The 25,645-nt window shown below is 38.1% G+C and carries 27 protein-coding genes (1 of these 27 running past the window's edge); 20 read left to right on the plus strand and 7 right to left on the minus strand.

All coding sequences use genetic code 11. The features are described 5' to 3' along the window. From ACSVDJ_RS04435 to ACSVDJ_RS04465, 7 genes are all read left to right on the plus strand, one after another. Positions 1 to 1,272 carry a uracil/xanthine transporter gene (locus ACSVDJ_RS04435; RefSeq protein ID WP_439171091.1) on the plus strand — a complete coding sequence of 424 codons (1,272 nt, stop codon included), beginning with the start codon at positions 1 to 3 and terminating at the stop codon, positions 1,270 to 1,272. 384 nt (positions 1,273 to 1,656) lie between these two features. Beyond that, the gene (locus tag ACSVDJ_RS04440) at positions 1,657 to 2,724 is read left to right on the plus strand and encodes an extracellular solute-binding protein (protein WP_439171093.1); all 1,068 of its coding nucleotides are present in this window, start codon (positions 1,657 to 1,659) and stop codon (positions 2,722 to 2,724) included. A 151-nt stretch (positions 2,725 to 2,875) separates the two neighbouring features. After that, positions 2,876 to 3,889 carry an ABC transporter ATP-binding protein gene (locus tag ACSVDJ_RS04445; protein WP_100403415.1) on the plus strand — a complete coding sequence of 338 codons (1,014 nt, stop codon included), beginning with the start codon at positions 2,876 to 2,878 and terminating at the stop codon, positions 3,887 to 3,889. A gap of 10 nt (positions 3,890 to 3,899) precedes the next feature. Beyond that, the gene (locus ACSVDJ_RS04450) at positions 3,900 to 5,615 is read left to right on the plus strand and encodes an ABC transporter permease (RefSeq protein ID WP_439171094.1); all 1,716 of its coding nucleotides are present in this window, start codon (positions 3,900 to 3,902) and stop codon (positions 5,613 to 5,615) included. A 12-nt stretch (positions 5,616 to 5,627) separates the two neighbouring features. Next, positions 5,628 to 6,458: a glycerophosphodiester phosphodiesterase family protein gene (locus ACSVDJ_RS04455; RefSeq protein ID WP_439171095.1), complete on the plus strand. Its 831-nt coding sequence runs from the start codon at positions 5,628 to 5,630 to the stop codon at positions 6,456 to 6,458. A gap of 34 nt (positions 6,459 to 6,492) precedes the next feature. After that, positions 6,493 to 7,275, plus strand: coding sequence for an inositol monophosphatase family protein (locus ACSVDJ_RS04460; protein ID WP_439171096.1), 783 nt, complete (start codon positions 6,493 to 6,495; stop codon positions 7,273 to 7,275). An 89-nt stretch (positions 7,276 to 7,364) separates the two neighbouring features. Then, a complete protein-coding gene (locus ACSVDJ_RS04465; protein WP_439171097.1) occupies positions 7,365 to 9,539 on the plus strand; it encodes an extracellular solute-binding protein in 2,175 nt (724 codons plus the stop codon). Positions 9,540 to 9,641: 102 nt separating this feature from the next. Here the strand turns inward: ACSVDJ_RS04465 and ACSVDJ_RS04470 are convergent, their stop codons facing one another. Then, positions 9,642 to 10,556 carry a TIGR01777 family oxidoreductase gene (locus tag ACSVDJ_RS04470; RefSeq protein WP_439171098.1) on the minus strand — a complete coding sequence of 305 codons (915 nt, stop codon included), beginning with the start codon at positions 10,554 to 10,556 and terminating at the stop codon, positions 9,642 to 9,644. 91 nt (positions 10,557 to 10,647) lie between these two features. Here ACSVDJ_RS04470 and recX point away from each other — a divergent pair, with 91 nt between their 5' ends. Next, the gene (recX, locus tag ACSVDJ_RS04475) at positions 10,648 to 11,442 is read left to right on the plus strand and encodes a recombination regulator RecX (protein WP_439171099.1); all 795 of its coding nucleotides are present in this window, start codon (positions 10,648 to 10,650) and stop codon (positions 11,440 to 11,442) included. On the opposite strand, the gene ACSVDJ_RS04480 is transcribed toward recX, so the two are convergent. Beyond that, positions 11,439 to 12,110 (minus strand): SDR family NAD(P)-dependent oxidoreductase, encoded by a 672-nt coding sequence (locus tag ACSVDJ_RS04480; protein ID WP_439171100.1) that lies wholly within the window; start codon positions 12,108 to 12,110, stop codon positions 11,439 to 11,441. The two genes, recX and ACSVDJ_RS04480, sit on opposite strands and share 4 nt — an antisense overlap. Before the next feature lie 64 nt (positions 12,111 to 12,174). On the opposite strand from ACSVDJ_RS04480, the gene ACSVDJ_RS04485 reads away from it, so the two are divergent. Beyond that, positions 12,175 to 12,510 (plus strand): YfhH family protein, encoded by a 336-nt coding sequence (locus ACSVDJ_RS04485; RefSeq protein WP_439171101.1) that lies wholly within the window; start codon positions 12,175 to 12,177, stop codon positions 12,508 to 12,510. A 10-nt stretch (positions 12,511 to 12,520) separates the two neighbouring features. Beyond that, on the plus strand, positions 12,521 to 12,790 hold the full coding sequence (locus ACSVDJ_RS04490) for a YfhJ family protein (protein WP_439171117.1): 270 nt from the start codon (positions 12,521 to 12,523) through the stop codon (positions 12,788 to 12,790). A gap of 160 nt (positions 12,791 to 12,950) precedes the next feature. On the opposite strand, the gene ACSVDJ_RS04495 is transcribed toward ACSVDJ_RS04490, so the two are convergent. Further along, positions 12,951 to 13,937 carry a metal-dependent hydrolase gene (locus ACSVDJ_RS04495; RefSeq protein ID WP_439171102.1) on the minus strand — a complete coding sequence of 329 codons (987 nt, stop codon included), beginning with the start codon at positions 13,935 to 13,937 and terminating at the stop codon, positions 12,951 to 12,953. Positions 13,938 to 14,017: 80 nt separating this feature from the next. Between ACSVDJ_RS04495 and mutY the strand changes: the two genes are divergently transcribed. Then, positions 14,018 to 15,118, plus strand: coding sequence for an A/G-specific adenine glycosylase (mutY, locus tag ACSVDJ_RS04500; RefSeq protein ID WP_439171103.1), 1,101 nt, complete (start codon positions 14,018 to 14,020; stop codon positions 15,116 to 15,118). Positions 15,119 to 15,123: 5 nt separating this feature from the next. Here the strand turns inward: mutY and yfhS are convergent, their stop codons facing one another. Beyond that, entirely contained in the window at positions 15,124 to 15,360 is a 237-nt protein-coding gene (gene yfhS / locus ACSVDJ_RS04505) for a mother cell protein YfhS (RefSeq protein ID WP_439171105.1), read from the minus strand. Between the two features lie 94 nt (positions 15,361 to 15,454). Here yfhS and fabL point away from each other — a divergent pair, with 94 nt between their 5' ends. From fabL to ACSVDJ_RS04525, 4 genes are all read left to right on the plus strand, one after another. Further along, positions 15,455 to 16,204, plus strand: a complete 750-nt coding sequence (gene fabL / locus ACSVDJ_RS04510; RefSeq protein WP_095478956.1) for an enoyl-[acyl-carrier-protein] reductase FabL — start codon at positions 15,455 to 15,457, stop codon at positions 16,202 to 16,204. Between the two features lie 71 nt (positions 16,205 to 16,275). Next, a complete protein-coding gene (locus tag ACSVDJ_RS04515; RefSeq protein ID WP_439171106.1) occupies positions 16,276 to 16,479 on the plus strand; it encodes a gamma-type small acid-soluble spore protein in 204 nt (67 codons plus the stop codon). A 203-nt stretch (positions 16,480 to 16,682) separates the two neighbouring features. Then, positions 16,683 to 17,213 (plus strand): nucleoside tri-diphosphate phosphatase, encoded by a 531-nt coding sequence (ntdP, locus tag ACSVDJ_RS04520; protein ID WP_439171107.1) that lies wholly within the window; start codon positions 16,683 to 16,685, stop codon positions 17,211 to 17,213. A 114-nt stretch (positions 17,214 to 17,327) separates the two neighbouring features. After that, a complete protein-coding gene (locus ACSVDJ_RS04525) occupies positions 17,328 to 19,076 on the plus strand; it encodes an ABC transporter ATP-binding protein (RefSeq protein ID WP_439171108.1) in 1,749 nt (582 codons plus the stop codon). Between the two features lie 56 nt (positions 19,077 to 19,132). On the opposite strand, the gene ACSVDJ_RS04530 is transcribed toward ACSVDJ_RS04525, so the two are convergent. Together ACSVDJ_RS04530 and ACSVDJ_RS04535 are read right to left on the minus strand one after the other, a co-directional pair. After that, positions 19,133 to 20,215: an FUSC family protein gene (locus ACSVDJ_RS04530; protein ID WP_439171109.1), complete on the minus strand. Its 1,083-nt coding sequence runs from the start codon at positions 20,213 to 20,215 to the stop codon at positions 19,133 to 19,135. Between the two features lie 222 nt (positions 20,216 to 20,437). Then, a complete protein-coding gene (locus tag ACSVDJ_RS04535; RefSeq protein WP_439171110.1) occupies positions 20,438 to 21,724 on the minus strand; it encodes a glutamate-1-semialdehyde 2,1-aminomutase in 1,287 nt (428 codons plus the stop codon). Between the two features lie 124 nt (positions 21,725 to 21,848). Here ACSVDJ_RS04535 and ACSVDJ_RS04540 point away from each other — a divergent pair, with 124 nt between their 5' ends. The 4 genes from ACSVDJ_RS04540 (at position 21,849) to perR (ending at position 24,364) form a co-directional block, all read left to right on the plus strand. Beyond that, on the plus strand, positions 21,849 to 22,247 hold the full coding sequence (locus tag ACSVDJ_RS04540; RefSeq protein WP_439171111.1) for an ion channel: 399 nt from the start codon (positions 21,849 to 21,851) through the stop codon (positions 22,245 to 22,247). A 73-nt stretch (positions 22,248 to 22,320) separates the two neighbouring features. Next, positions 22,321 to 22,791, plus strand: coding sequence for a thioredoxin-dependent thiol peroxidase (gene bcp, locus ACSVDJ_RS04545; protein WP_439171112.1), 471 nt, complete (start codon positions 22,321 to 22,323; stop codon positions 22,789 to 22,791). Beyond that, entirely contained in the window at positions 22,791 to 23,738 is a 948-nt protein-coding gene (locus tag ACSVDJ_RS04550) for a D-2-hydroxyacid dehydrogenase (RefSeq protein WP_439171113.1), read from the plus strand. The genes bcp and ACSVDJ_RS04550 overlap by 1 nt, the downstream gene beginning before the upstream one ends. A 167-nt stretch (positions 23,739 to 23,905) precedes the next feature. Continuing rightward, the gene (perR, locus tag ACSVDJ_RS04555) at positions 23,906 to 24,364 is read left to right on the plus strand and encodes a peroxide-responsive transcriptional repressor PerR (protein ID WP_439171114.1); all 459 of its coding nucleotides are present in this window, start codon (positions 23,906 to 23,908) and stop codon (positions 24,362 to 24,364) included. A 30-nt stretch (positions 24,365 to 24,394) separates the two neighbouring features. Here perR and ACSVDJ_RS04560 read toward each other — a convergent pair whose 3' ends face one another. Continuing rightward, complete coding sequence (locus ACSVDJ_RS04560) at positions 24,395 to 24,742, minus strand: YgzB family protein (RefSeq protein WP_439171115.1); 348 nt, start codon at positions 24,740 to 24,742, stop codon at positions 24,395 to 24,397. A 157-nt stretch (positions 24,743 to 24,899) separates the two neighbouring features. Here ACSVDJ_RS04560 and ACSVDJ_RS04565 point away from each other — a divergent pair, with 157 nt between their 5' ends. Further along, positions 24,900 to 25,645 carry the 5' portion of a nucleotidyltransferase-like protein gene (locus tag ACSVDJ_RS04565; RefSeq protein ID WP_439171116.1) on the plus strand. 124 nt of this gene lie beyond the right edge of the window, so the window shows 746 of its 870 coding nt (coding positions 1–746); the start codon lies at positions 24,900 to 24,902; its stop codon lies off the right edge, out of view.

Below are 25,645 nucleotides of genomic sequence, written 5' to 3' on the forward strand. Positions count from 1 at the left end.
ATGAATGCTCACGTGAAAACAGGAGTTGCGTCTTTGCAATGGTTCTTTTTTATTTTTGCAAATACGATTGTTGTTCCGGTGTCGATTGGAACGGCGTTTGATTTATCGTCAGCGGAAATTGCGATGACATTAAAGAGTTCGCTCATTATCACGGGTATCGCTTGTGTGTTACAAGGAGTCTGGGGGCATCGTTATCCGTTAATGGAAGGGCATTCAGGTTTGATGTGGGGATTATTCTTAAACATTAGTGCATCGGCTGCCGCTCTCAATATGGATTTGCAGACGATTGGCGGGGCGATGGCAACAGGGATCATCGCTGCTGGTTTACTGATGCTGGTGATGGGAGGACTAGGGTTAGTTCCTTGGCTCAAGAAAATCTTCACTCCGATGGTTATGAGTGTCTATTTATTTTTGTTAGCGATTCAGTTAGTCATCATTTTCTTTAGTGGAATGTTGAAGTTAACTCCTAGCGGTGGTTTAGATATTCCGGTTAGCTTATTTTCTGTCGCTATTGCTATACTCGTTGGAGTGTTAAAAGTGAAAGGAAAAGAAGTGCTGAGCAATTTCTCGATTTTGATCGGGATTGTAACGGGCTGGATTTTGTATCGCTTGTTGTTTCCAGTAGAGGCGATGCCTTCGAGTGAAAACGCGGTCTTTTCGCTATTTCCTTTAGGTCAGCCCAATTTAGAGTGGGGAATTATTATTACGACGTTTATCGCGTGTTTGCTGAATATGAGCAATACGGTTACGGCTATTCAAGCGGCGAGCTCATTTTATAAAGAAGAACCGACTAACAAGCAATTTAATCGTTCTTTGTCTTTAACGGGGATTTATACGGTTATGACGGCTCCTTTAGGGCTTGTTCCGTACGCTCCGTTTGCTTCTTCACTTGGCTTTCTTGAAAGTACGCGCATTTTTGACCGACGTCCGTTTATTATTGGTGGTTTACTGTTTAGTGTGCTCGGCTTGATTCCGGCAGCCGGTGATTTCTTTGCTACGCTACCGATTACAGTAGGGAATGCTGTATTATTTATCGCTTATTTACAGTTGTTTGGAACGGCTTTGAAGTCTTTGCAAGGGACAGAATTCAATTCGAACACTATTTTTCGAATTGCTGTTCCTGTGTTAGTAGGGATTAGTTTAATGACGCTTGACCCAACCATTTTCAGCACTCTGCCGATCTTTTTACAGCCGTTAATTTCAAACGGACTGATGGTCGGTGTGTTGCTGTCGATCGGATTAGAATTATTTGTGCGTTGGGAAAAGGTATGAGTTATGGGGGCTGACTTTGATGTCAGCCCTTTTTTGGTTGCTTTAACATCTAGAAATTAATGGTGTTGAAGCAGCTTTTTATTTTGTAAAAAAACTTTTATGCATGGGTTGGGAGTAAAATACCATGATAGTTTTTCAAGATTTCACCTTAGTTTTAAGGTTGAAAACGAAAATATAAAGTTTGTAAAGCTGACGTTAAACAACTGTAAATCTTATTGACGATGCTTTATTGCCTAAATATAATGAAATTGCAATAGAAATTGACACGTTCCAAAAAAAGAGAGGAGGCATAAAAACAGTAAAGTGTAGAGATTCAATAAACTATGTTTCGTCTTGATCGAATTTTTCGATACCAAATAATGTATCTTGAAAAGGAGAAAAATAATGCAAGCAAAAAAATCATTTCTACTCTTAATGGCATTTATGTTAGTAGCAAGTATTTTAGCTGGTTGTATGGGTAATAATTCAGCGGAAACAGATTCAAAAGATGAAAAAAAATCTCTTGTTATTTATTCGAACTCCTTATCTGATGGACGTGGAGATTGGTTAACTGAAAAAGCTGCTGAAGCAGGTTTTGATCTCGAGCTAGTTGAAGCTGGTGGTGGAGATCTTTTAAACCGTTTAGTTTCTGAAAAGAACAATCCTTTGGCGGATGTTGTTTTTGGATTAAATCAAATGAATTTTGAAACATTAAAGTCAAATGATTTACTTGTTGCGTTTGAACCAGAATGGACTGCTGAAATTCCGGAAAATTCAATCGATAATGCCAACTTCTATCATCCACTAGTAGAACAAAGAATTTTTATGATTTATAACAAAGATGTTTATACAGAAGAAACGGCTCCTAAAGATTGGACAGACTTAATTGAAAATGAAGAATTTAAAGGTAAATATCATGTTCCTATTAACTTAGGTGGAGGGACAAATCGCTCAGTAGTATACGGAATGTTAATGAGACATTTAGATGAAAATGGTGAGTTGGGTATATCTGGAGATGGGTGGAAAGAAATAGAGTTGTTCTTTGACAATGGATATAAAACGCCAGAAGGTGAAGATGCTAATGCAAACCTTGCTTCAGGAAAAGTGCCGATTTCTTTCATTTATTCAAGTGGTTTGCCTGGAATTGAAGAGGAATTTGGTTTTGAAGCTGGTATTGTTTCACCAGAAATTGGTGTACCAACGACAGTTGAGCAAATAGGAATCATTAATAAAGGGAAAGATCAAGATACTCTAGTAGCAGAAGAGTTCATGAATTGGTTTGGCAGTGCAGAAATTCAAGGTTCTTGGGCTGAACAATTTGGTTCTTTACCTGTAAATACAAAAGCAGTTGAAAAAGCACCAGACAGAATGAAACAAATTGGTGAAATTACAACGGTTCAAGAAATGGATTACAAGTTCATCGCTGAGCATATTGACGATTGGGTAGAGAAAATTGAATTAGAGATATTCTAATTATAAAAGTGTGTTGAATAGTCTTATGGTTAATCAAGGAAGGTAGTTTGAAGTTGTAGAACTTTTTTCTTACTCCCCCTAGTAAGAAGAAGGTATAAACCGTCGAAACCCAAAAGGGTTTGACGGTTTTCATTATGAAGGAGGATGGCATGTGATTAGATTTCAAGATATACAAGTGAAATTTGACGAGTTTGTTGCGATACAAAACTTAAATTTAGATATAAAAGAAGGTGAATTCTTTACGTTTCTAGGACCATCTGGTTGCGGGAAAACAACAACCTTACGAACATTAGTAGGCTTTCTTACTCCTACTAAAGGAAGAATCATTGTTGATGGGGAAGACATTACAAATATGCCGATTGAAAAAAGACAAATTGGAATGGTTTTTCAAAGCTATGCCTTATTTCCAACAATGTCCGTTTATGACAACATCGCTTTTGGATTAAAGGTTCAAAAGTATAAAAAAGAAGCGATAAATAAACGGGTAGAAGAATTAGCAAGAGTTGTAGATTTAACCGATGAACAACTTAAGAAAAATGTTTCAGCATTATCAGGAGGACAACAACAACGTGTGGCGATAGCAAGAGCATTGGCGCTTGCTCCAAAGATCATCGTTTTAGATGAACCACTGTCAAACTTGGATGCAAAGTTAAGGAAACAACTAAGAAAAGAACTAAAAAAATTGCAACTAGAACAAGGTATCACAACGGTTTATGTGACGCATGATCAAGAAGAAGCTTTAACATTGTCAGATCGTGTAGCGGTTTTTAATAATGGAGTTGTTGAGCAAGTAGGTACTCCTGAGGATATTTACAATCAATCCAAAACAGAGTTTGTGTGTAACTTTATAGGTGATGCCAATGCACTGAGCAAAGAAATAATAGGAGAAACCTCAAGAAAATCAGGTATCAAATTGAATCTTGATCAAAAATATTATATCCGAACAGAAAAGATAAAAACGAAAGTACTAGATCGTGATCATCAATCTGTTGCATTTCAGGCAAAGGTAGTGTCGAAAGAATTTTATGGCATATACTCTCAGTATAAATACGAAGTAATGGGTTCTACTCTTATCAATATTGAGAAAGAAGATGGCAACTTTCGATATTCTGAAGGTGACGATGTAACATTATTTATTAATCCAAAAGACATACTTCAATATTAGGAGAATAAGAATGAATAAATTGTTAAATTCTCATGTTCATAATAAGTTATACCTTTGGTTTGTGGGGATTATACTCACATGGTTCATTGCCGCATTTCTCATTCTTCCAAATACAAATATTCTTTATATGACATTCTTTCAAGATGGTTCCTTTTCTTTAGAGCCTTTTCAAAAGTTATTCTCATCTGAAAGAGCAATGAAAAGTTTAATTAATAGCTTTATATTAGGGATTACATTAGTGGTTACTGTGAACATTATTGGGGTTTTCTTAGTATTAGTCACAGATTATTTCGACATTAAAGGTGCGAAAATATTAAGGCTCGGTTATTTCACTACGCTGATTTATGGTGGAATCATCTTAGTTTTTGGTTATCAATTTATTTATGGAAGTTCAGGGTTTTTGACGACATTATTAGTGAAACTCTTTCCTCATATGAATCCAGATTGGTTTATCGGTTATCCTGCAGTTGTGTTTGTGATGACTTTTGCTTGTACGACGAATCACATTATTTTTCTTTCAAATGCGATGAAAAATATTGATTATCAAACGATTGAAGCAGCAAAAAATATGGGAGCTTCTCCTTGGACGATTTTGGTTAATATTGTTTTTCCTGTATTAAAGCCAGTTTTAGCAACTTTATCCGTATTATTATTTGCAACTGGACTTGGTGCCATGTCTGCCCCATTAATCATAGGTGGAAAAGATTTTCAAACAATCAGTCCAATGATACTTTCGTTTGCAAATAGTATGGGTTCAAGAGATCTTGCCGCATTGTTAGCAATCTTTTTGGGAGTTACACAAATTGCTTTGCTTTATGTAGTTACGAGATCAGAGAAAAAAGGTTTTTATATGTCAGTATCAAAAGTAAAAACGAAGATAGTAAAGCAAAAAATTGAAAATAAGGTTGCTAACATCATTGTCCACTTTTTTGCATATGTTCTGTTTGTGATTTATGTGTTACCAATCACAGCGGTCATTATTTTCTCATTTACCGATACATATAGCATTAGTACAGGAACACTATCGTGGAGCCATTTTACATTAGAAAATTACACGAAAATTTTAACTGATGCTTCATCGTATGAACCATTTATTATCAGTATCATCTATGCTGGATTAACTGCAATCATAAGTGTTGCCGCGATGCTATTTATTGCTCGCTTAATCCATAAATATAATAATAAGTTAACAACATCTTTAGAATATCTACTCCATATTCCATGGTTAATACCTGGTACTTTAATGGCGTTAGGTTTAATTATGACCTATGATAAACCAATGCCTATTATGGGTAATATTGTTTTGACAGGTACATTAAGTTTATTGTTAATCGCATATGTGCTTGAAACAACTCCATTTACTTTGAGAATTTTGAAGGCTGCTTATTATTCATTCGATAGTTCGCTTGAGGATGCAGCAAAAAATTTAGGGGCGAGTCCTTTTTATACATTTATTCGTGTCATCGTACCCATCGTATTACCAACAGCTTTAGCTATACTCGCATTAAACTTTAATAGTAAATTAGCAGATTATGATTTAACTGTATTTTTATATCATCCATTGTATCAACCACTAGGTATTGTCATTCGAAATAATACAGATCCTACTGCCTCCATTGATGCGAAAGCAATGAATTTTGTCTATTCTGTTATTTTGATGGTGATATCTGCAGTCGTTATTTACTTTGTTTATGGTAAAGGAAGTAAAAATAAAAATATATTATAAAAGAGGTCTAATATGAATATCATCCATGAGAAACTTAAACAACATCCATTTTTAATAGCAACCCATAGAGGCAGTAGTATGGGAAATATTGTTGAAAATACGATTCCAGCTTTTCATGCAGCAATTCAATCTAACACGGATATTTTAGAAATTGATCTTATTCGTTCGACAGATGGAAAGTTTTATGTCTTTCATGATGGGAATGAAAAAAGACTTTTAGGTCAAGATCGTAACATTAAAACAATGGATTCAACAGAAATTGATGCCCTTAATTATCGAAATAATAACGGCTATGTTGTCAATTATAAAGTTGAGAAATTGGAAGATGTATTGAATACATTTAAAGGAGACATTCTTTTAAATTTAGATCGTTCTTGGGAATACTGGGATACACTACTTCCTTATCTGGATCAGTTTGATATGCAAAATCAAATACTATTGAAATCCCCAGTTAACAAAAGCTATTTAGATAGGTTAGAGAGACACCCTGTGAAATATTTATATATGCCGATTATTAAAAAGTTATCAGAAATTAAAGAGGTTGAAGCATACAAAAGTATTAACACCGTCGCTATGGAGATAATTGCTAAGGATGCTAATAGTCCACTTTTTCAAGATGAAACTATTAATAGTATAAAAGAGAAAGGTTTATTAGTTTGGATAAATGCGATCAAACTGGATGAAGATATTATTTTATACGCAGGATTTGATGATGATACTTCGATTATAAACGGACCTGAATATGGATGGCAGAAGCTTGTCGATAAAGGTGCCAATATGATCCAGACAGATTGGCCAAGTCTTTTACATCACTTTAGAGAAAAACTTAAGCTTACCAAGTAATGGTAGGCTTTTTGACGGGAAAAGAGGAGGTAACATGGAAGACTTACAAAAAGTACATTCACGAATCGTAGCATGGTTAAACGAAATAGTTCCAATGATTAAACGTTCTTTATCTGAAGATTTAGCGATTGAAACAAAGTTAAATCGTAAGGATCTAGTGACCAATATCGACAAAAAAGTTCAAGATTTTTTTATTCGAAAAATAACCGAAGCATATCCGACTCATTTGATTGTCGGAGAAGAATCTCCAGAATTGAAGATAAGCGATGATAGGGAACATGTGTGGGTCATTGATCCAATTGACGGTACAGCAAATTTTGTAAAACAACAAGACCATTTTTGTATTTTGATTGCTTATTATGAAGGTGATATTGGAAAGTTAGGTTATATATTTGATGTCATGAATGACGATTTATATTATGCAATTGAAAATAAAGGGGCTTTTTTAAACGATCAAAAATTATTACCACCTGAAGAGATTTCATTACGAGAAGGGCTTATTTCAGCTGATGTTCGAGAATGGTATGGAAAAGAATGTTTTGGAAGGTTAGCAAAGGAATCTTTTGATATTCGCTATTTTGGTTGTGGAGGTATTGATAGCATTCATGTCATCAATGGTAAGTTTGCGGCTTTTGCAACATCAAAAGCCGGCCCTTGGGATTTAGCGGCCCAACTTGTTTTTGCCAAAGAGTTAGGTTTGAAAGTTTCTCATTTTGATGGTAGTGAGTTACATTATTTAGATTGCGGAGATTGGGTACTCTCTAATAAGGGAGCCTACAGTGACCTATTAAATATTCTAAAAGGATGGAATTGTTAATTTTATGTATGTTTTTATCAAATATTACAAAAAAACAGTGATGTTTGCTAAAATCAAGACAACCTTTTCGTTTTTTAGGAGTGGAAAAGATGGTAACGATATTAGATATTGCGAAAGCAGCTGGTGTATCGCACGGAACGGTTTCAAATGTGTTAAATGGTAAGGGGAATGTAAGTTCTAAAAAAATGGAACTTGTTCTGAAAACTGCTGAAGAATTAGGATATAATCTCAACAATAATGCTAAGTTATTACGCTCAGGTAAAAGCCAAACCATTATTATTATTTTACCAACGATTTCTTTCGGTGAGTATGCTGCATTTTATGAAAGTGCCTTAAGAGAAGCAACTTCCAGAGATTATCAAATTAAATTATATTGCACATATGACAATCCAATTAAAGAATTGGAAATCATTAAAGAAATCATTAAAGAAAGGCCTTCAGGCATTATTACAGTTTCCTCTTTAGAGAATGCTGATGAATACTATGATCAACTTCCCGTTAATAAAAGTGACATTATTTTTTTAAATCGTCATGTGAAAAACGCTTTAGAGTTCATCTCGTTTGATTTCAAGCGAGCAGGTATGGACGTTGCGGATTATATCAATCATTTGAATGTGAATACGATTGGTGTTTTTACAGATGAAGATAAATATTCAAATGAAAGTGACTTTACTTCAACCCTTTTGAATCAAGTAAATCATAAAAATATAATAATCTCTCAGTCGAATATGGCGCATGAGTATGAACATGCCTTCGAATTAGTGCGAGATACGTCCTTTGATTGCATCATTACTACAAATGTTTCGAAGGCAGTTAAGTTAGTAAAGGCTTATCATTATGGATCAACCAAAGCTTTACCTAAATTAATCGCTTTGGCACCTTTTAAAAATACATATAGCAATGAAATTCTTTACTATTTTCAAGATTATGGATATGTAGGAGAAAACGTTATTAAGAAAATCATTCTTAATATTAATTTAAAAGATAAAAGCCATTCAAAAATATATCAAAATATTGGGTTTTTAGACAAAGGTGTTAACTTCCAGAAATATGATTCGCAAATTAACATGCTAACAATCGAATCACCAACGACTAAAGCATTAATGAAAATTATTCCGCACTTTGAAAAGAACACTAATATTCGTGTCAACTTAGATATAAAAAAGACGAATGAAATATTTGATATTATTAAAGATGATGATAAATGGAAGAGCTATGATATTATACGTTTAGATGTTGTAGGGCTATCTTGGTACGGTCAAAAGATCTTTAAACAATTACAAGGCTTAGATAAAAAGCTAGATCACGTATTAGATAATTTACCGTATTTCTTAAAAGATTATTATGCCAATATTAATGACGTAACCTATGCTCTACCATTTGATATAAGTATCCAGATGTTATTCTATCGCAAGGATATATTTGGGGACGAAATTGTAAAAAGGAAATATTTTGAGAAAACGAAAACAGAATTGAAGATGCCGACGAATTTTGAGACGTATAATGAAATCTTGACGTTTTTTAATGAAAGTGATTTTGATTTATTAAAAGAAGTCCATGGAGCTTCAATGATAACGGGGAATGCAGGCACCATCGCTGCAGAATATTTACTTCGATACTATTCTCTTAAAGGGACCCTGCTTAATCAATCTGAAATAAAATTAGATACGGACATTGCAAAAGCTGCAATGAAATTATTATATGAAAATTATCGAAATTCTAAAGTTGTCGACACGAATTGGTGGGGGGAAGAAGTGAAAGCCTTTGTAGCTGGAAAATCTGCAATGGTAATAGGATTTATGAACCACTTATCTGTTGTCTCTCAAAGTAATATTAAAGACTCTATTGGAATCGCAAATGTACCCGGAGATACTCCTTTATTAGGTGGAGGTATTTTAGGGATAACGCAAAAAACAACTAACTTAAATGAAAGTATCGAATTTTTTAATTGGTTAAATAGCAATGAAATTTCAGAGCAAATCACTTTATTGGGTGGAAATACAGCGAGCGACTTTTTATCTAATAGTTCGGTCGTACATACGATGTATCCTTGGCTAAATAAAGCGAAAAAGACCATTATGAATGGAAAACGAGAAAATACGTTTGAAAATGGACAAAGTATAGATATCAAGCAAGCGGAAGAAATAATTGGAAAGTATATATTGAAAATGCTAGAAGAGGAAAACCCTGATTTTGATTGTTATGTAGAGTTAATAAATGAAGAACTTGCGATAAAAAATGAAGAGTTGATTACTCAACTTTGAATGAATAGGTTTTAAATCATAGTTTTCCGAATCGCTGTTCTTGAGTGGATTAGAATTATTTGTACGTTGGGAAAAGGTATAGGTTAGGGGCTGACATCAAAGTCAGCCCTTTTTTGTGTAAATATCTTTAAATGCGGCATCGATATCAGGAAATCGAAACGTAAACTGATGAGCAAGTAATTTTTCTGGAAGAACTTTTTGTCCATCTAGGACGAGTGTGCTCATTTCACCAAGGATAATTTTCAAAGCGATGCTTGGAACGAATAGCCAATGTGGTCGATGAAGCGTTTTGGCGAGTGCTTTTCCTAGCTGATCCATTGTTTTTGGTGTTGGAGCAGTAACATTGACGGGGCCGTGAATATCTTGGTTTTCGATGGCAAATAAAATCGCTCTGGCCACATCGGTAAGATGAATCCATGACATCCATTGCTGACCTGATCCGATTTTTCCTCCGGCGAATAGCTGATAAGGCAAAGCCATGCGAGGAAGAGCGCCATCTGCTTTTCCAAGGATGACACCAAAGCGAGTGAGGACGGTACGAACTCCGATCTCTTCTGCTTGTTGAGCGGTCTCTTCCCAGAGCTTCACGGTATGGGCGAGAAAGCCGATGCCGACAGTTTTCGATGCTTCTGTAAATGTTTCGGTGTTTGAAATAGGGTAATAGCCAGTTGCACTGGCATTGACAAATACATCTGGCTTATTTGGAAGCTGCTTCATAATCCGGATCATTTCTGTCGTGGAAGAAATCCGGCTATCCAAAATTCGCTGCTTTCTTTCCTTCGTCCACCGTCCGCTATTTAATGACTCACCTGCTAGGTTAATGAACACTTTGACGTCTTGAAGGTCATGTTCTGGTGTTGCATCAGCGGTCATCCATTTAACGTATTTTTTATGCTCTGTGTTTGTTTTTCCGTTCGTATTCCGTGTTAAGATATAGACATCATAGCCATTTTTTAATAGTTCGGCTGTTAATGCTTTGCCGACAAACCCAGTCCCTCCAGCAATTGCTACCTTCATGGTATTCCTCCCCTTATTTTCTTTCTATTTTACCTGTTCGCCGTCTTATCAAACATTTTCAATGTGTTAAAGTGAAGAGAGAGGTGATTATATGGCTATTATTACGAAAATATCCCAACAGGAAAAGCGAAAGGATCGCTACAATATTTTTTTAAATGAAGAGTACGCCTTCAGTGTGGATGAAGCGGTATTGATTCGCTTTCAGTTGAAAAAAGGGATGGAATTAAGTAAGGATGAGATCGATACGATTGCTCACCAAGATGGCATTCAAAAAGGACTAAATACAGCGATTCACTTTTTATCGATTCGGATGAGATCAGAGAGGGAGGTGCGCGATTACTTACAGAAAAAAGAGATCGAGCCTGAAGCAATTGAAGAAGTGATCCGTTCACTCCATCGACTTAGTTATTTAGACGATGCTCAATTTGCTAAAGCGTACGTGAACACACAAATGAATACGACCGATAAAGGCCCAATCGTGATCCGGCGGGAGCTAAAGGAGAAGGGGATACAAGAAAAGTGGATAGAGGAGGTGCTTTCATCGTTTGATTTCAGTAGGCAACTTGAAAAAGCGGCGGCTCTCGCTGAGAAGTATCGAAAAAAATATAGAAAAGAGTCATTCGTTATTCAAAAGCAGAAAATAGAACAAGTTTTAATGAGAAAAGGTTATGGCTGGGATGTTATTCAAGAGGCGGTAGTTACTGAGCAGGCGAGCGAGGATGAAGAGCAGCAGGAAGCGTTAATGTATCAAGTAGAAAAAGCTCACCGCAAGTATAGTAAATACACGGGCGGTGAGTATAAACAAAAGATGAAGCAGTCGCTTTATCGGAAGGGCTTTTCCATTAGTGACATTGAAAAGGCGATGGAGCGGCTCGAACAAGATTAATTAGATTCGATCATGATTTCGGTTTTTTCTGCTGCTTCTACGACAATTTTCTGTGCGACTTCGGCGGCCTTTTTTAGACGGGATGCATCTGTAATATGAGTGGAGTGCTCCCAAAACGGTGTGTTCATGCCACCCATATAAGCAGCCACAAATTTGATACTGCTGTCTGCAAATTCTTGCTGCATACTTTCGGTGAATCCACGCAACGCAAATTTACTGGCACTGTAAATCGCTTCATTTTTCTTTCCGCGTAGACCGGCTGTTGAAATAATATTGATTACTCGGCCATTTTCACTCATTAACGGTAAAAAAGCTTTCGTCATCATAATCGGGGCGTACACATTTGTCTCAAAAGTCGTTTCGAGATCATCGGGATCAATTTCTTCAAAAGGTCCAAATATTCCGATGCCGGCATTATTAATGAGGAATTCGACTGTTTTCGCACTCGTCTGGAAATGTTGTGCTAAACGGTCGATTTCTGCTGAATTGCGTAAATCTAGCTGATATACAGAAGCTAGTCCACCTGTCGATTCTATTTCTTGTTTGACTGCTGCTAATTTTTCCGCATAGCGGCCAATAATATGAACGTGATACCCTTTTTGGCTATAAATGCGTGCTAATTCTTTGCCAAGTCCAGAGCCGCCGCCAGTAATTACACAATTTTTCAATGGTTTCATCCTTTCAAATATCTTGTTCTTTTAATATACTTAAGGAAAAAAGGGGTTGCAACTAGTGGAAGCAGAAAAACGTTACAGTGAGATGACAGGATTCGAGTTAAAGCAAGAAATTTCACGTTTAAAAGAAAAAGCAAGAAAAGCGGAACAGTTAGGGATCGTCAATGAATTTGCTGTTCTTGAGAGAAAAGCGGTCATGGCCCAAGCATATTTAATGAATCCAGCCGATTTTAAACCAGGAGAAATGTATGAAATTATCGGAGACCCAGGAAGCTATTTCAAAATTGATTACATGAATGGTGTTTTCGCTTGGGGGTATCGTTTAGGTGGAAACGGGAAAGAAGAAGGGTTACCGATCTCAATGCTGAAAGAAACAGAACGATTAGAAAATTGAGGTGAAAGCAATGGAAGAAATATTTGAAAGATTGACGACGATGTTACTCGATAAAAACGATCGTTTATCTCGTGCCCGAGCGAGAACGTGGGTCGAGTTGCTTTGGGAAGATTTCGAAGTTACCTACGCTAAGGCTGGTCATGATTATCAAGGAAAAGAAATGACCGAGAAGGTCGTCCGCCAGTGGATCGAAAACTACGGCAGCCGTCTTCACGAATTTGCCGGCCGCTATGACAAATACAAACATCTACTCAATGATGAGCATGATGTGAAACATTAAAAACCTGCTGCGGCAGGTTTTTTGCTATTTGTGAGACTCAGTAAAAACCGCACATGATTCAGTAAATCCACTTAGTGATTCCACAAAAAGTATAGAAAAGTCAGTAAAAGCCGAGCACGAATCAGCAAAAAAGCCCGCACAGTTTCTGCGCAGGCTCTCTTTAACTCGATTCAGGAACAAATTCTAATTTTTTTCTCAGTTTTTCTTCACTGAAAATCCAGCCAGTGTAGGAACCGACAATTTGATAGTCGGAATCAAGCTGAACGACAGCGACGAATGGATAGTAGCCGTTGTTTCGGTAACGAAGGTCGATAAATTTAACCTCGTAGCAGTCGTCATATTCAGCGACTTCCCAGCGATAGACTGGGGAGAAATGGAGAAATGCATCCAAGTTCGGGTCTTGCTTTGCTGCTTGAAAAAGTGGGCTATCTGGTATGGGCACTCGTTTATATTTATCGAGAATCGTAACGGAGCGGCGGTAGCCTCTAGCAACATAAAAGTGAGTCGGTGTTTTCACGGCAATTCTCCAAAGGTTAAAGCGAATCGTTGGGGCGATAATCACTTCTTCTGCATCGGGAATTAATCGTTGTACAGCATTTCGCACGGCTCCTTGCATTTGAAAGCGTAATATATAGTATCCGATCAACACGAGATAGATCGTGATAAACGTGTATCCCGGGTGGAACCCAATCGCCCAAAGAACGAGTCCAACGACATGGACGGAAAAAATAAAAGGATCAAATGTATTAATCACGCCTAGAGCGAGCCATTTAGATGAAAAGGGCCTTAATGCTTGGGTGCCATAAGCATTAAAAATATCGACAAAGACGTGCAGAAAAACGGCTAATTGTGTCCATAGCCATAAATGCAACAAGTTGCTTTCTGGCATAAAGAAGGAAAGTACGGCTACAATTAGAGCTGGCCATAGAAGCACAGCTGGAATGGAGTGAGTCGCTCCTCGGTGATTTCGAATGTAGACAGCGTTATTTCTAAGCTTTAATATGGTATCTATGTCAGGGGCTTGCGAGCCGATAATGACAGCTGTTAATACGGCGTATTTTGTGGTTGGATCAACAGCAACGACAGGATCAAGAGTAGACAAGCCTCCTAAGGCAACCCCCATGACAATATGAGTTCCAGTATCCAAACAAGGTACCTCCTTATAAGTAGGATGCAAACAACATGGTATCTTTCTTGTCTTTATTTTAACATTTTCGGAGGTTAATTGTGAATTTTCCATCATTAAAATCATTAGCAAATATAAATATTGAGCAATTTCAACACGATTTAATCTCGTGGTATCAAGCGGAAAAAAGAGAGTTGCCGTGGAGGAAAGATCAAGACCCTTACAAAGTATGGGTGTCAGAAATTATGCTTCAGCAAACACGAGTTGATACAGTAATTCCTTACTTTAATAACTTTGTTGACAAATTTCCAACGATTGAGGCTTTGGCTGATGCGGAAGAAGAAGCGGTGTTAAAAGCGTGGGAAGGACTCGGCTATTATTCGCGTGTGCGTAATTTGCAAACAGCGGTGCGTGAAGTCAAAGAGCAATATAGCGGGAAAGTGCCGAATACGAAAGAAGAAATTTCTTCGTTAAAAGGAGTAGGTCCTTACACTAGTGGCGCGATTTTAAGCATTGCTTACGGTGTGCCAGAACCTGCTGTCGATGGAAATGTGATGAGGGTGATCTCGCGTATTTTATCGATTTGGGACGATATTGCGAAAGCTTCCTCGAGAAAGATATTTGAAGAAGCGGTACGGCAGTTAATTTCTAAAGAAGATCCCTCTTCATTTAATCAAGCTTTAATGGAACTTGGTGCGTTAATTTGTACCCCGACTTCACCTTCTTGTCTTCTTTGTCCTGTACGCGATCATTGCCACGCGTTTCACGAAGGAGTGCAGCAAGAGCTACCGGTGAAGACAAAAAAGAAAAACATGAGGCACGTCCATTTAGGAGCGGCTGTGATTGCAACAGACGAAGGAGATGTTCTCATTCAAAAGCGCCCTGAAACGGGTTTGCTCGCAAATTTATGGGAGTTTCCGAATGTCGAGTTAAGTGGAGCCGGAAATCCGAAAATGGAGCTTGAGTTATTTTTCTGTCAAGAATATGGCATAGATGTCGAGCTGCAAGCAGAATCAATTGCGAAAATCCAGCATGTTTTTTCTCATTTAACATGGGATATCGATGTGTATTACGGAAAGGTCCAAAAATCATCCGTCACTAAAGAAAAGAGTCAATGGGTGAAAAAGGGAGAAGTAGAGCGTTTCGCCTTCTCTGTCTCCCATCAAAAAATTTGGAAAAAAGCACAAGAGGAAGTTAAATAGTACCTTTAGCTTCCCCCTAAATCAAAAGGGATTTCTGTGTCGTTAGTGTAATCCGCTTCCTGCCTTTTCGAATCGCCACGGTTCATAATTTCTTCGACAATATCCTGATGAACGGTTTGTCCTTCTACGTTTAAATAAGGAACGATTTGCTGAAAGGATCGATGAAAATAAGCAAGTTCGGATTTTTTCCAGTCTTTGATCGACATGGTTGATAATTCGGTTAAATCACGACCAACATACATGAAAAACCCCCCTTTCTATTTAAAGTTCTCATGTGAGTTGTCGACTATTCAAAGAGAAAGTAAAATGTAGAAGAGAAATGAAAGGGGAATGAACATGGAGCAAAAAGTAGCACTTGTGACAGGGAGTAGCCGCGGTGTCGGCAAGGCGATTGCCCTAGAGTTAGCGAAGCAAGGATATAATTTAGTCATTAACTATGCACGCAGTAAAACAGCAGCACTTGAAACGGCAGAAGAAATTAAAGCGTTAGGGCGAGAGGTTCTCGTCGTGAAAGCTAACGTTGGGGATATCGAAAAAGTGAGGGAAATGTTTGCTGAAGTCAAGCAAACATTTGGCCGACTTGATGTGTTTATTAATAATGCCGCTTCAGGCGTTCAACGTCCAATTATGGAGCTTGAAGAAAAGCATTGGGATTGGACGATGGATATTAATAGTAAAGCGTTATTGTTTTGCGCGCAAGAAGCCGCTAAGCTAATGGATGAAAATGGCGGTGGAAGCATCGTGAGCATTAGTTCACTTGGAGCGATTCGCTATTTAAAAAATTATACAGCGGTGGGTGTATCAAAAGCGGCGGTTGAAGCGTTAACTAGATATTTATCGGTCGAGCTGGCTGAGAAGAATATCGTTGTTAATGCGGTGTCTGGCGGAGCAATTGATACGGATGCGTTAAAGCACTTTCCAAACCGGGAAGAGATTTTAGAAGATGCCAGAATTAATACTCCAGCTGGTCGAATTGTCCATATTGAAGATATCGTTCATACGGTTATGTTTCTAATTTCTGAAGGTGCCTACATGATTCGCGGGCAAACGATTATTGTCGACGGTGGACGTTCATTGCTTGTATAAAAAATAAAAAAATTTTTAGGGATATTTCTTTTCCTTCCGGGACAAATTAATCTTTGTGGAGGTGAAAAGGGATGAAAAATCAACCGAACTACAAACAAAAATCAGCGGCAAACACAAATGCGAACCATGTGAAGCAACAAAACGCTGCTTCTGCTGCGGGACAAAACCCAAATGCTTTCGGTACAGAGTTTGGTGCTGAAACAGATGTTCAGCATGTAAAGCAACAAAACGCTCAAGCGGAAGCTCGTAAAAAGCAAGCTCCTCAAAACAAGTAAGGAGCCTACTTTAAAAATCGACAAACTAAGGAAAAAGGCTGTCTCCGAGTCAACGGATGACAGTCTTTTTCTTTGATTAAAGTATCACTTTAGTTTTCATTTTGAGCGTAAATCGTTATAATAGTGGAATACAGAACGTTTGATTTAAATAAATTAAGGAAAAAGTAAAGTCAAAGTGCTTTAAATGAAAGTAGGGGAAAATCATGGCGATTCCCAGAGAAGGTGAATCCATCCAAATACATAGTTACAAGCATGACGGAAATATTCATCGTGTTTGGGAAGAGACCATTGTCTTAAAAGCGAACAACAACCTTGTAATTGGGGGCAATGACCATACGATTGTAACGGAATCAGATGGTCGTACGTGGGTAACGAGAGAACCAGCTATTTGCTATTTTCACGCTCGGCAGTGGTTTAATATCATTGGCATGTTGAGAACGGATGGAATTTATTACTATTGTAATATTAGTTCCCCTTTTGTGTATGACCATGAAGCACTGAAGTATATTGATTACGACCTCGATATTAAGGTGTTTCCAGATCGGTCTTATATTTTACTCGATGAAGATGAATATAAGCAGCATAGCAAGCAAATGAATTATCCAGATGTGATTGATAAAATATTAAAGCGTAACATCGATCATTTAATTTATTTAATCCATCAGCAAAAAGGACCGTTTTCTCAGGAGTTTATCGATAAGTGGTATGCGAAATATTTAAGCTACCAAGGTTGATCACTCGCTGGTGAAAGAACAGGTGCCTGTTGAACATTCAACAGGTTTTTTTCTTTTTTATATGAGATTATAGTTTTTGTCAATTTAGGGTTATTTTGAGAGTGGGGGATGTATATGGGTGTGATGAGACGATATATGCAATTTGTGCGGCCTTATAGTTGGCAAATTGTTGGAACGCTTGTAATAGGAGTTATTAAATTTGCGTTGCCGTTAATGATTCCTATCTTGATTAAGTATATCATTGACGATGTGATTAGTGGTGATGGAATGACAGCTGCCGAGAAGCAAGAGCAGCTGTTGATCATCATCGGCTCGATGTTAGTAGTCTTTACGTTTCTTCGTCCACCGATTGAATATTATCGACAATATTTTGCTCAATGGACGAGCAGTAAAATATTGTACGATATTCGTGATCGATTGTTTTCGCATATTCAACAGTTAAGCTTTAAGTATTATTCCAATACGCAGTCTGGAGAGGTCATTTCACGTGTAATTAATGATGTGGAACAAACGAAGAACTTTGTCATTACTGGGCTGATGAATGTTTGGCTTGATGCGGCAACGATTGTCATTGCGATTATGATTATGTTGACGATGGATGTGAAGTTAACCGTTGTGGCGCTATTGGTCTTTCCTTTTTATGCTTTTTCTGTTCGATATTTTTTCGGTAATTTACGTCAGCTAACGAGAGTGCGTTCCCAAGCGCTTGCTGGGGTACAAAGTTATTTGCATGAACGGGTGCAAGGAATGTCAGTCATTAAAAGTTTCGCAATTGAAGATTATGAGCAAACACAATTTCAAAAGCATAATCACCATTTTTTAGAGAAAGCTTTAGATCAGACTAGATGGAATGCGAAGGCGTTTGCTGTTGTGAATACGATTACTGATATTGCACCGCTACTTGTAATTGGTTATGCAGGCTATCAAGTGATCCATGGGAACTTGACGGTGGGGACGATGGCGGCTTTTATCGCCTATATTGATAAGCTGTATAATCCACTTCGGCGATTAGTGAACTCCTCAACGACGATGACGCAAGCGATCGCTTCGATGGATCGAGTGTTTGACCTTCTAGATGAAACGTATGACATTAAAGATAAAGAGGGTGCAATCAAATGTGAAGGTGTAAAGGGACATATCGTATTTGAAGATGTAGATTTTGCGTATGATGAAGGTGAGAAGGATGTACTTCATCAAATTCAACTTGATGTGAAAGCAGGGGAAACAGTTGCCTTTGTCGGAATGAGTGGTGGAGGAAAGTCTTCATTAGTGAGTTTAATTCCACGATTTTACGATGTAACAGCAGGACGAATTTTACTCGATGGTACCGATATTCGCGATTTTAAAGTACGAAGCTTGCGAGACAATATCGGAATTGTGCTGCAGGATAATATTTTATTCAGTGAATCGGTTCGAACGAATATTTTGTTAGCGAAGCCTGAGGCGACAGAGGATGAGATCATCGCGGCCGCTAAAGCAGCTAATGCCCATGATTTCATTATGAATTTGCCTGAAGGATATGATACGAGAGTAGGGGAGAGAGGAGTGAAGCTGTCGGGAGGGCAGAAGCAACGGATTGCAATTGCTCGCGTATTTTTGAAAAACCCGCCAATCATTATACTCGATGAAGCGACATCTGCTCTCGACTTAGAAAGCGAGCACTTAATCCAAGAAGCGATGGAGAAGCTTTCGAAAGACAGAACGACTTTTATCGTAGCTCATCGACTTTCAACGATTACTCACGCTGATCGAATTGTCCTGATCGAAAACGGCCAAATCATCGAAAGCGGCACCCACGAACAACTCATGAACAAACAAGGAAGGTATTATAGTTTGTATCAGGTGCCTGTCACTCCCCGATAATTGTATAATTTTGTCGATAAACATAAAGAAGCCAGTCGGAATTGTCCGGCTGGCTTTTACGCTTCTTCTTCAAGCTCAGGTGGTTCTTCATCGTCTTGATGAAATTTATTATAGCTTGAAATTAGATGATCGAGGTGTTCTAAGTTTTCTCCATACTCAAGGATAGAGGAGAGTACGTGAAGCATATGGATCGATGTGTTCACTTCTTCTGATGGAGCGGCTTTTAGTTCATTAGCAAACAGGGTCAAAAACTCTTCTCGATTAATGCATAACTCGAATATATCCTCTGTATCCGTTGTCTGTTTAGCTTTCCCAATGTAACGTAATAATAAATGCTCGTGGTAGCTCATTAAATAATCAAGATGGTCTCGCATCATCTTTTGTACATCAGGCTTTAAATGATAAATTTCATTTTCAAACTGATTCATTCGTCGCAAAATATCAAAGCTTCTTCGAGTAGAAGAGATCATCTTGCGGTAGAGTACCATTTTTCGCTTTTTAGCGGTGATATTTTTTTTCAACGTACCGCGGTCTTCTTTATATAACAAATAGAGATTGTCAATTTTAATGAGTCGCTCGCGAATTTTACTAATATCTTTTTTCAGTAAATGATATTCCGCACCATTTCGCATACTTAAGCGAATCCACTTCAATGTATCTTCGGTTACTTGATTAATTTGCATAAATAATTTCGTTTCATACTTTGGAGGTAAAAAGATTAAATTGACGATAAAAGCAGAAAGTACTCCAATCATAATCGTCAAGAAACGAATGGAAGCAAACTGAATAAATTGCTCATCTTGGACTTCCATAATAGCGATTAGCGTCACTAAGGCTAATCCGATCGTATTTTCTAAACGCATCTTCAAAATTAAACTAATCGCCACAATCGCTGCAATTCCAACGATTAAGAAGTGATTACCTAATAAGAGAACAAAGGAAATGGCAACAACAGCTCCAATGATGTTTGCTTGCATCTGTTCAATAACGGTTAGGTACGAACGATAGATAGTAGGCTGGATGGCAAAGACAGCTGCGATCCCGGCAAACACTGGAGAAGGAAGGTCTAACAAACTTGAAGCAAACAGAGCAAGTACAATGGCAATGCCCGTTTTGAAAATTCGCGCACCTAGCTTCATATATTGAGTAATTCCTTTCGTTAATGAAATGTGGTTTCCTTCCTAAACGGCTAGTAGAATCGTTAAATAGGAAGCCAATTATGTACTATACAATGGACCGAACCCAATAGCAAGGAATAAACAAAGATTTCTATTTTTCTTATTCAAAATGGGAGATTTAAGCGAAATGAAGGAGGTAAAAACAACAAGCAGCAAACGGTCGTCTGCTGCTTGTTGAAACAATCATAGTTGAGAAAAAGCGTAATCGACTGCTTTTAGTGTCGTTTCAATGTCTTCTTCTGTATGTTCCGTCGTTAAGAACCAAGCTTCGTATTTAGAAGGGGCTAAATGAACGCCTTGGCTCAGCATCAATTTGAAGAAGCGGCCGAACATTTCACCGTCAGTTGCTTCCGCTTGCTCGTAATTGACGACCGTTTCTGTTGTGAAATAGATCGTCAATGCGCCTTTTAAGCGGTTGATCGTGATCGGTGTATTATATTTTTTCGCAGCTGCTAAAATGCCTTCTTCAAGCATTGCGCCTAATCGATCTAGTTCTTTGTAGACGCCTTCTTTTTTCAACACTTCAAGGCAGGCGATTCCCGCTAGCATAGATGCTGGATTTCCAGCCATCGTTCCAGCCTGATAAGCTGGGCCTAGTGGAGCGACCTTTTCCATAATATCAACGCGACCGCCGTAAGCACCGATTGGCATGCCGCCGCCGATAATTTTTCCGATGGCGGTTAAGTCTGGATAAATGTCCAATAGATCTTGGGCGCCGCCATAAGTGAAGCGGAAGCCTGTAATAACTTCATCAAAAACGAGAAGAGCCCCAGCTTCATGAGTTAATTCTTTTACTTGCTGTAAGAAACCTTCTTTCGGTTCAACGATCCCAAAGTTGCCGACAATGGGCTCGATTAAAACAGCGGCAATTTGATCGCCCCACTTAGCGAGCGCTTCTTTTAATGGTTCGATTTCGTTGAAAGGCACGGTAATCACTTCTTGAGCAATGCTTTTCGGTACGCCCGCTGAATCTGGTGTGCCTAATGTTGAAGGACCAGACCCTGCTGCCACTAGCACTAAATCAGAATGGCCATGATAACAGCCAGCGAACTTAATAATTTTATCTCGGCCTGTATAGGCGCGTGCGACACGAATTGTTGTCATCACTGCCTCGGTTCCACTGTTGACGAAGCGGACTTTTTCCATCGCAGGCATTGCTTCCTTAATCATGTTAGCAAATGTCACTTCGTATGGTGTTGGTGTTCCGAATAATACGCCATTTTCTGCTGCTTTTTTGATCGCTTCAGTAATATGAGGATGAGCATGTCCTGTAATGATCGGTCCGTAAGCGGCAAGATAATCGATATATTTATTGCCGTCAACATCCCAAAAATAAGCCCCTTGTCCTTTTTCCATCGCGACAGGTGAGCCGCCGCCCACTGCTTTATAGGAACGGGAAGGGCTGTTCACTCCACCTACAATATGTTCTAGCGCTTCTTTATGTAATTGTTCCGATTTGGAAAAATTCATTTGAATACCTCCTTATGTTTTCACTTCCTTTCCATTTTAGACCTGCCTTCTTGTTTAATCAATTCATAAAACATCGTGCGGCTGCGTATAGTGGAAGGAAAGACGGCGAAAAGGAGATGTGGGGATGACTGCTATGATTTTCAGTGCGGTCGTATTATGTGTAGGGGTGAGTGTAAGGGGGCTTTTTGTACAAGGACAACCTCAACATCGCTATCTTTCCCTCTACTATTTTGTTTACTTTGGCCTCCTATATTTAACGCTTATGATTGGTTTTGCTCTTATTTATATGATTTTGAATATGAATGGGCATGTCGTGTGGGCAGGAGTGGATCTTCAGTGGTTGCCATTTTGGGATCGTTTTTTTACTTCCTTATACTTTAGCGGAATTACGTTGTTTTCTGTTGGATACGGTGATATCGTTCCAGAAGGAATAGGGCGCTGGGTGGCTCTGTTGGAAGCATGGACAGGCTATACGATTCCTACCGCCTTTGTTGTCCGGACGATGTTAGAAAAAGAAACGTAAATATATTTGCTATCTCCTAACTGATCCGTTACCCTAAAGTTGAATTTATTTTTAGCTAAGGGGGAAGATGGTTATGACAGTAACTGTAGGAGAAATGGCACCTGATTTTACGCTATTAGCGAATAATGGCGCAGAAGTGAAGTTATCTGATTACAAAGGAAAGAATATTGTTTTATATTTTTACCCGAAAGATATGACACCGGGCTGTACGACGCAAGCGTGTGATTTTCGCGATCAACATGCAAGCTTTAGCGATGTAAATACAGTCATTCTAGGTATTAGCATAGACCCAGTAGAGCGTCATCAAAAATTTATTGATAAATATGATTTACCTTTCTTGCTGCTAGCGGATGATGAGCACAAAGTGTGTGAACTGTATGATGTATGGAAATTAAAAAAGAACTTCGGCAAAGAATACATGGGGATCGAGCGTTCCACTTTCGTCATTGATGCAGAAGGTAAGCTCGTGAAAGAGTGGAGAAAAGTAAAGGTTAAAGGGCATGTAGAAGAAGCACTTCAATTTATTCGAGATGAGTTGAAATAATGAAAACAGTCTTTACCTTTCGGCCGCCACGAAGCTTACAAGCACAATTAATTGAAAAATACCCAACCGTTGACTTCGTTTTTTATAAAACGATCGCAGAAGCAGAGCAATTAACGGATGCAGAAATTATCGTTACGTTTGGTGAGGATTTAACTCCACAGCATATTGAAGAATGCACGCAATTAAAATGGGTGATGGTGGCGTCTGCTGGTTTAGAAAAAATGCCATTGCAAGCAATAAAAGAAAAAGGGATATTAGTAACCAATGCGAGAGGTGTACATAAAATCCCAATGGCGGAGTTTACCCTCGGCTATCTGCTTAATCACGTCAAACGCTTTCCAGAACTTCGGAAACTTCAAGATGAAGCGACTTGGAATAAACGTCTACCTATTGGTGAGCTAGCAGGGCAAACGTTGTTAGTATTAGGTACGGGCGCTATTGGAAGTGAGATCGCTCGCCTAGCAACTGCTTTTCGGATGAAGACGATTGGGATCAATCGCAGTGGGCGAGCAGTTGAACATTTTTCAGGTGTTTATCAAATGGATGAGTTGTTAACGGTGTTGCCTGAAGCGGATTTTGTTGTGTCGATCTTGCCTAGTACGAATGAGACGAAACATCTCTTGAAAAAAGAGCATTTTCAAGCGATGAAAAAAACAGCTGCCTTCATTAATATCGGCCGAGGAGATTTGTTGGAAGAACAAGTGTTAATCGAGGCGTTAAATGAAGAAGAAATCGCTCACGCGTATCTTGATGTGTTTGTCGAAGAACCTTTGCCGGAGAATCACAGTTGTTGGGGACATGAAAAAACTACGGTTACGCCCCATATTTCCAGTATCACACCGCAATACTTGCCGCGGGTATTTGAGATTTTCGAACACAATTTAGATCAATATTTACAAGGATATGATACTTATAAAAATAAAGTGGAAATCATGCGTGGGTATTGAATCATGAAGAAAGCCTGAAAAGAGGATTATCTTTTCAGGCTTTTCTTAAATAAGATGGGGTCTAGCGGCTGATAACCGTTTTCTATATTGACAAATGATGCAGGAAATTAGTACACTATTTATAAAGATTACAATATAATAATACTTTTTAGAAAGAAAAGAGGTGCATGACTGTGTCCCATGAACATGATCATGATCATTTAAAAGAAGCATTGGATACGTTAAAGGAAACTGGGGTTCGAATTACGCCTCAACGTCATGCGATACTTGAATATTTAACTCAATCTATGACTCACCCGACCGCAGATGATATTTATAAAGCGCTTGAAGGAAGGTTCCCCAACATGAGCGTTGCCACAGTGTACAATAATTTACGAGTGTTTCGTGAAGTTGGCTTAGTGAAGGAACTGACTTACGGTGATGCATCAAGCCGTTTTGATTTTATAACGACGGATCATTATCATGCCATCTGTGAAGACTGCGGAAAGATTGTTGATTTCCACTATCCGGGTTTAGATGAAGTAGAACAACTAGCATCGCATGTCACCGGATTTAAAGTTAGCCATCATCGAATGGAAGTGTACGGAACTTGTCCGGACTGTACGAAAAAAACAGATATTCATTAAAAAGAATTGTTCGTATAACGAACAACTCTTTTATTTTTTTTGATTATATTTTTCATCAAACTCTTTACCTTCAAGGCTTTGATCTAGTGTTAGTGGTTCTTTACAATACATGCACATGTCGACTCGACCGAGCACTTTCGTTGGCTTTCCGCAACTTGGACACATGACTTGTACTGCTTTTGTCGACAACATCCCGATCCAGAAATAGACGACTGTACTAGCGATAATACATAATAGACCGAGCAACATAAACAACGTCATGATAAATGGAGATTGTCTAAAGAAAATTCCTACATACATTATAATAAATCCAATGAAAATCAAACTAAGAGCAAAGGTACGGATACGGTTAATTTTGCTTGAATAATTTTTGGCCATTATAATTAAACCTCCTAACAATAGACTATAACATAATATCGATCTTTTGGAATAGTTGAAAAGCTCTTTCAATAGGCTCAAAATTTATTGAAGGAGTTTTTTATTTTTTTGTCGAAATTATGGGGACAGAACAAACTTTGGTTTGGAGGAATTAGTTATGGAGGACATCCTTCGTCCGCTTTATCAAGAACGAACAAGCCAACAAAATACTCTTGGCGTTATTGCTGTTGAGAAAAGAGAAAAGGCTAGTATTTTTACCGAAAACTTTGATGCTGTTTTATTAGTCATTATCAAAGAAGCAGAAGAGCCCATTTTCATTAAGCACTATTTATATAATGAAAAAAAAGCTGCATTATTTACCATCACTGAAGCGAAACTGAATGAATGGCTTCTTTTAGGAAACAATCGTAAGGTGATCGAATGGTTGTATCACGGAAAAATTTTATTTGATCGAAATGATTTTGTGCATGAATTGAAAAAAGAAATGCGAGAATTCCCGTTTTATGGACGGCAAATGAAAATGGCTATTGAATTTTCAAGGTTGATCAGAAGATATACAGACGGAAAAGCGTTCTTTGCGAATGGTCATTACTTAGATGCTTATAATCACGTCATGCATTCGTTGCACCATCTAGCACGACTAGCGGTTATTGAAAATGGCTTTTATCCAGAAGTAACTGTCTGGCAACAAATAAAGCAAATAGAGCCAGAAATTTATAAGCTTTATGAAGAATTATTAACGAGCGATGAAAATTTGCAAAAACGGTTAGAGTTACTATTTTTAGCTAGTGAGTTTTTAATCTATTCTCGGGCGGAAAGTGGAGCGGCACATTTATTATCAGTTATTAAGGAAAAAGAGTCTTGGACGATTCAAGAGCTTTTAGACCATCCAGAGGTTCAATA

It is taken from the genome of Bacillus sp. Hm123 (assembly GCF_051842975.2).
Taxonomy (GTDB): Bacteria; Bacillota; Bacilli; order Bacillales; family Domibacillaceae; genus Bacillus_CE.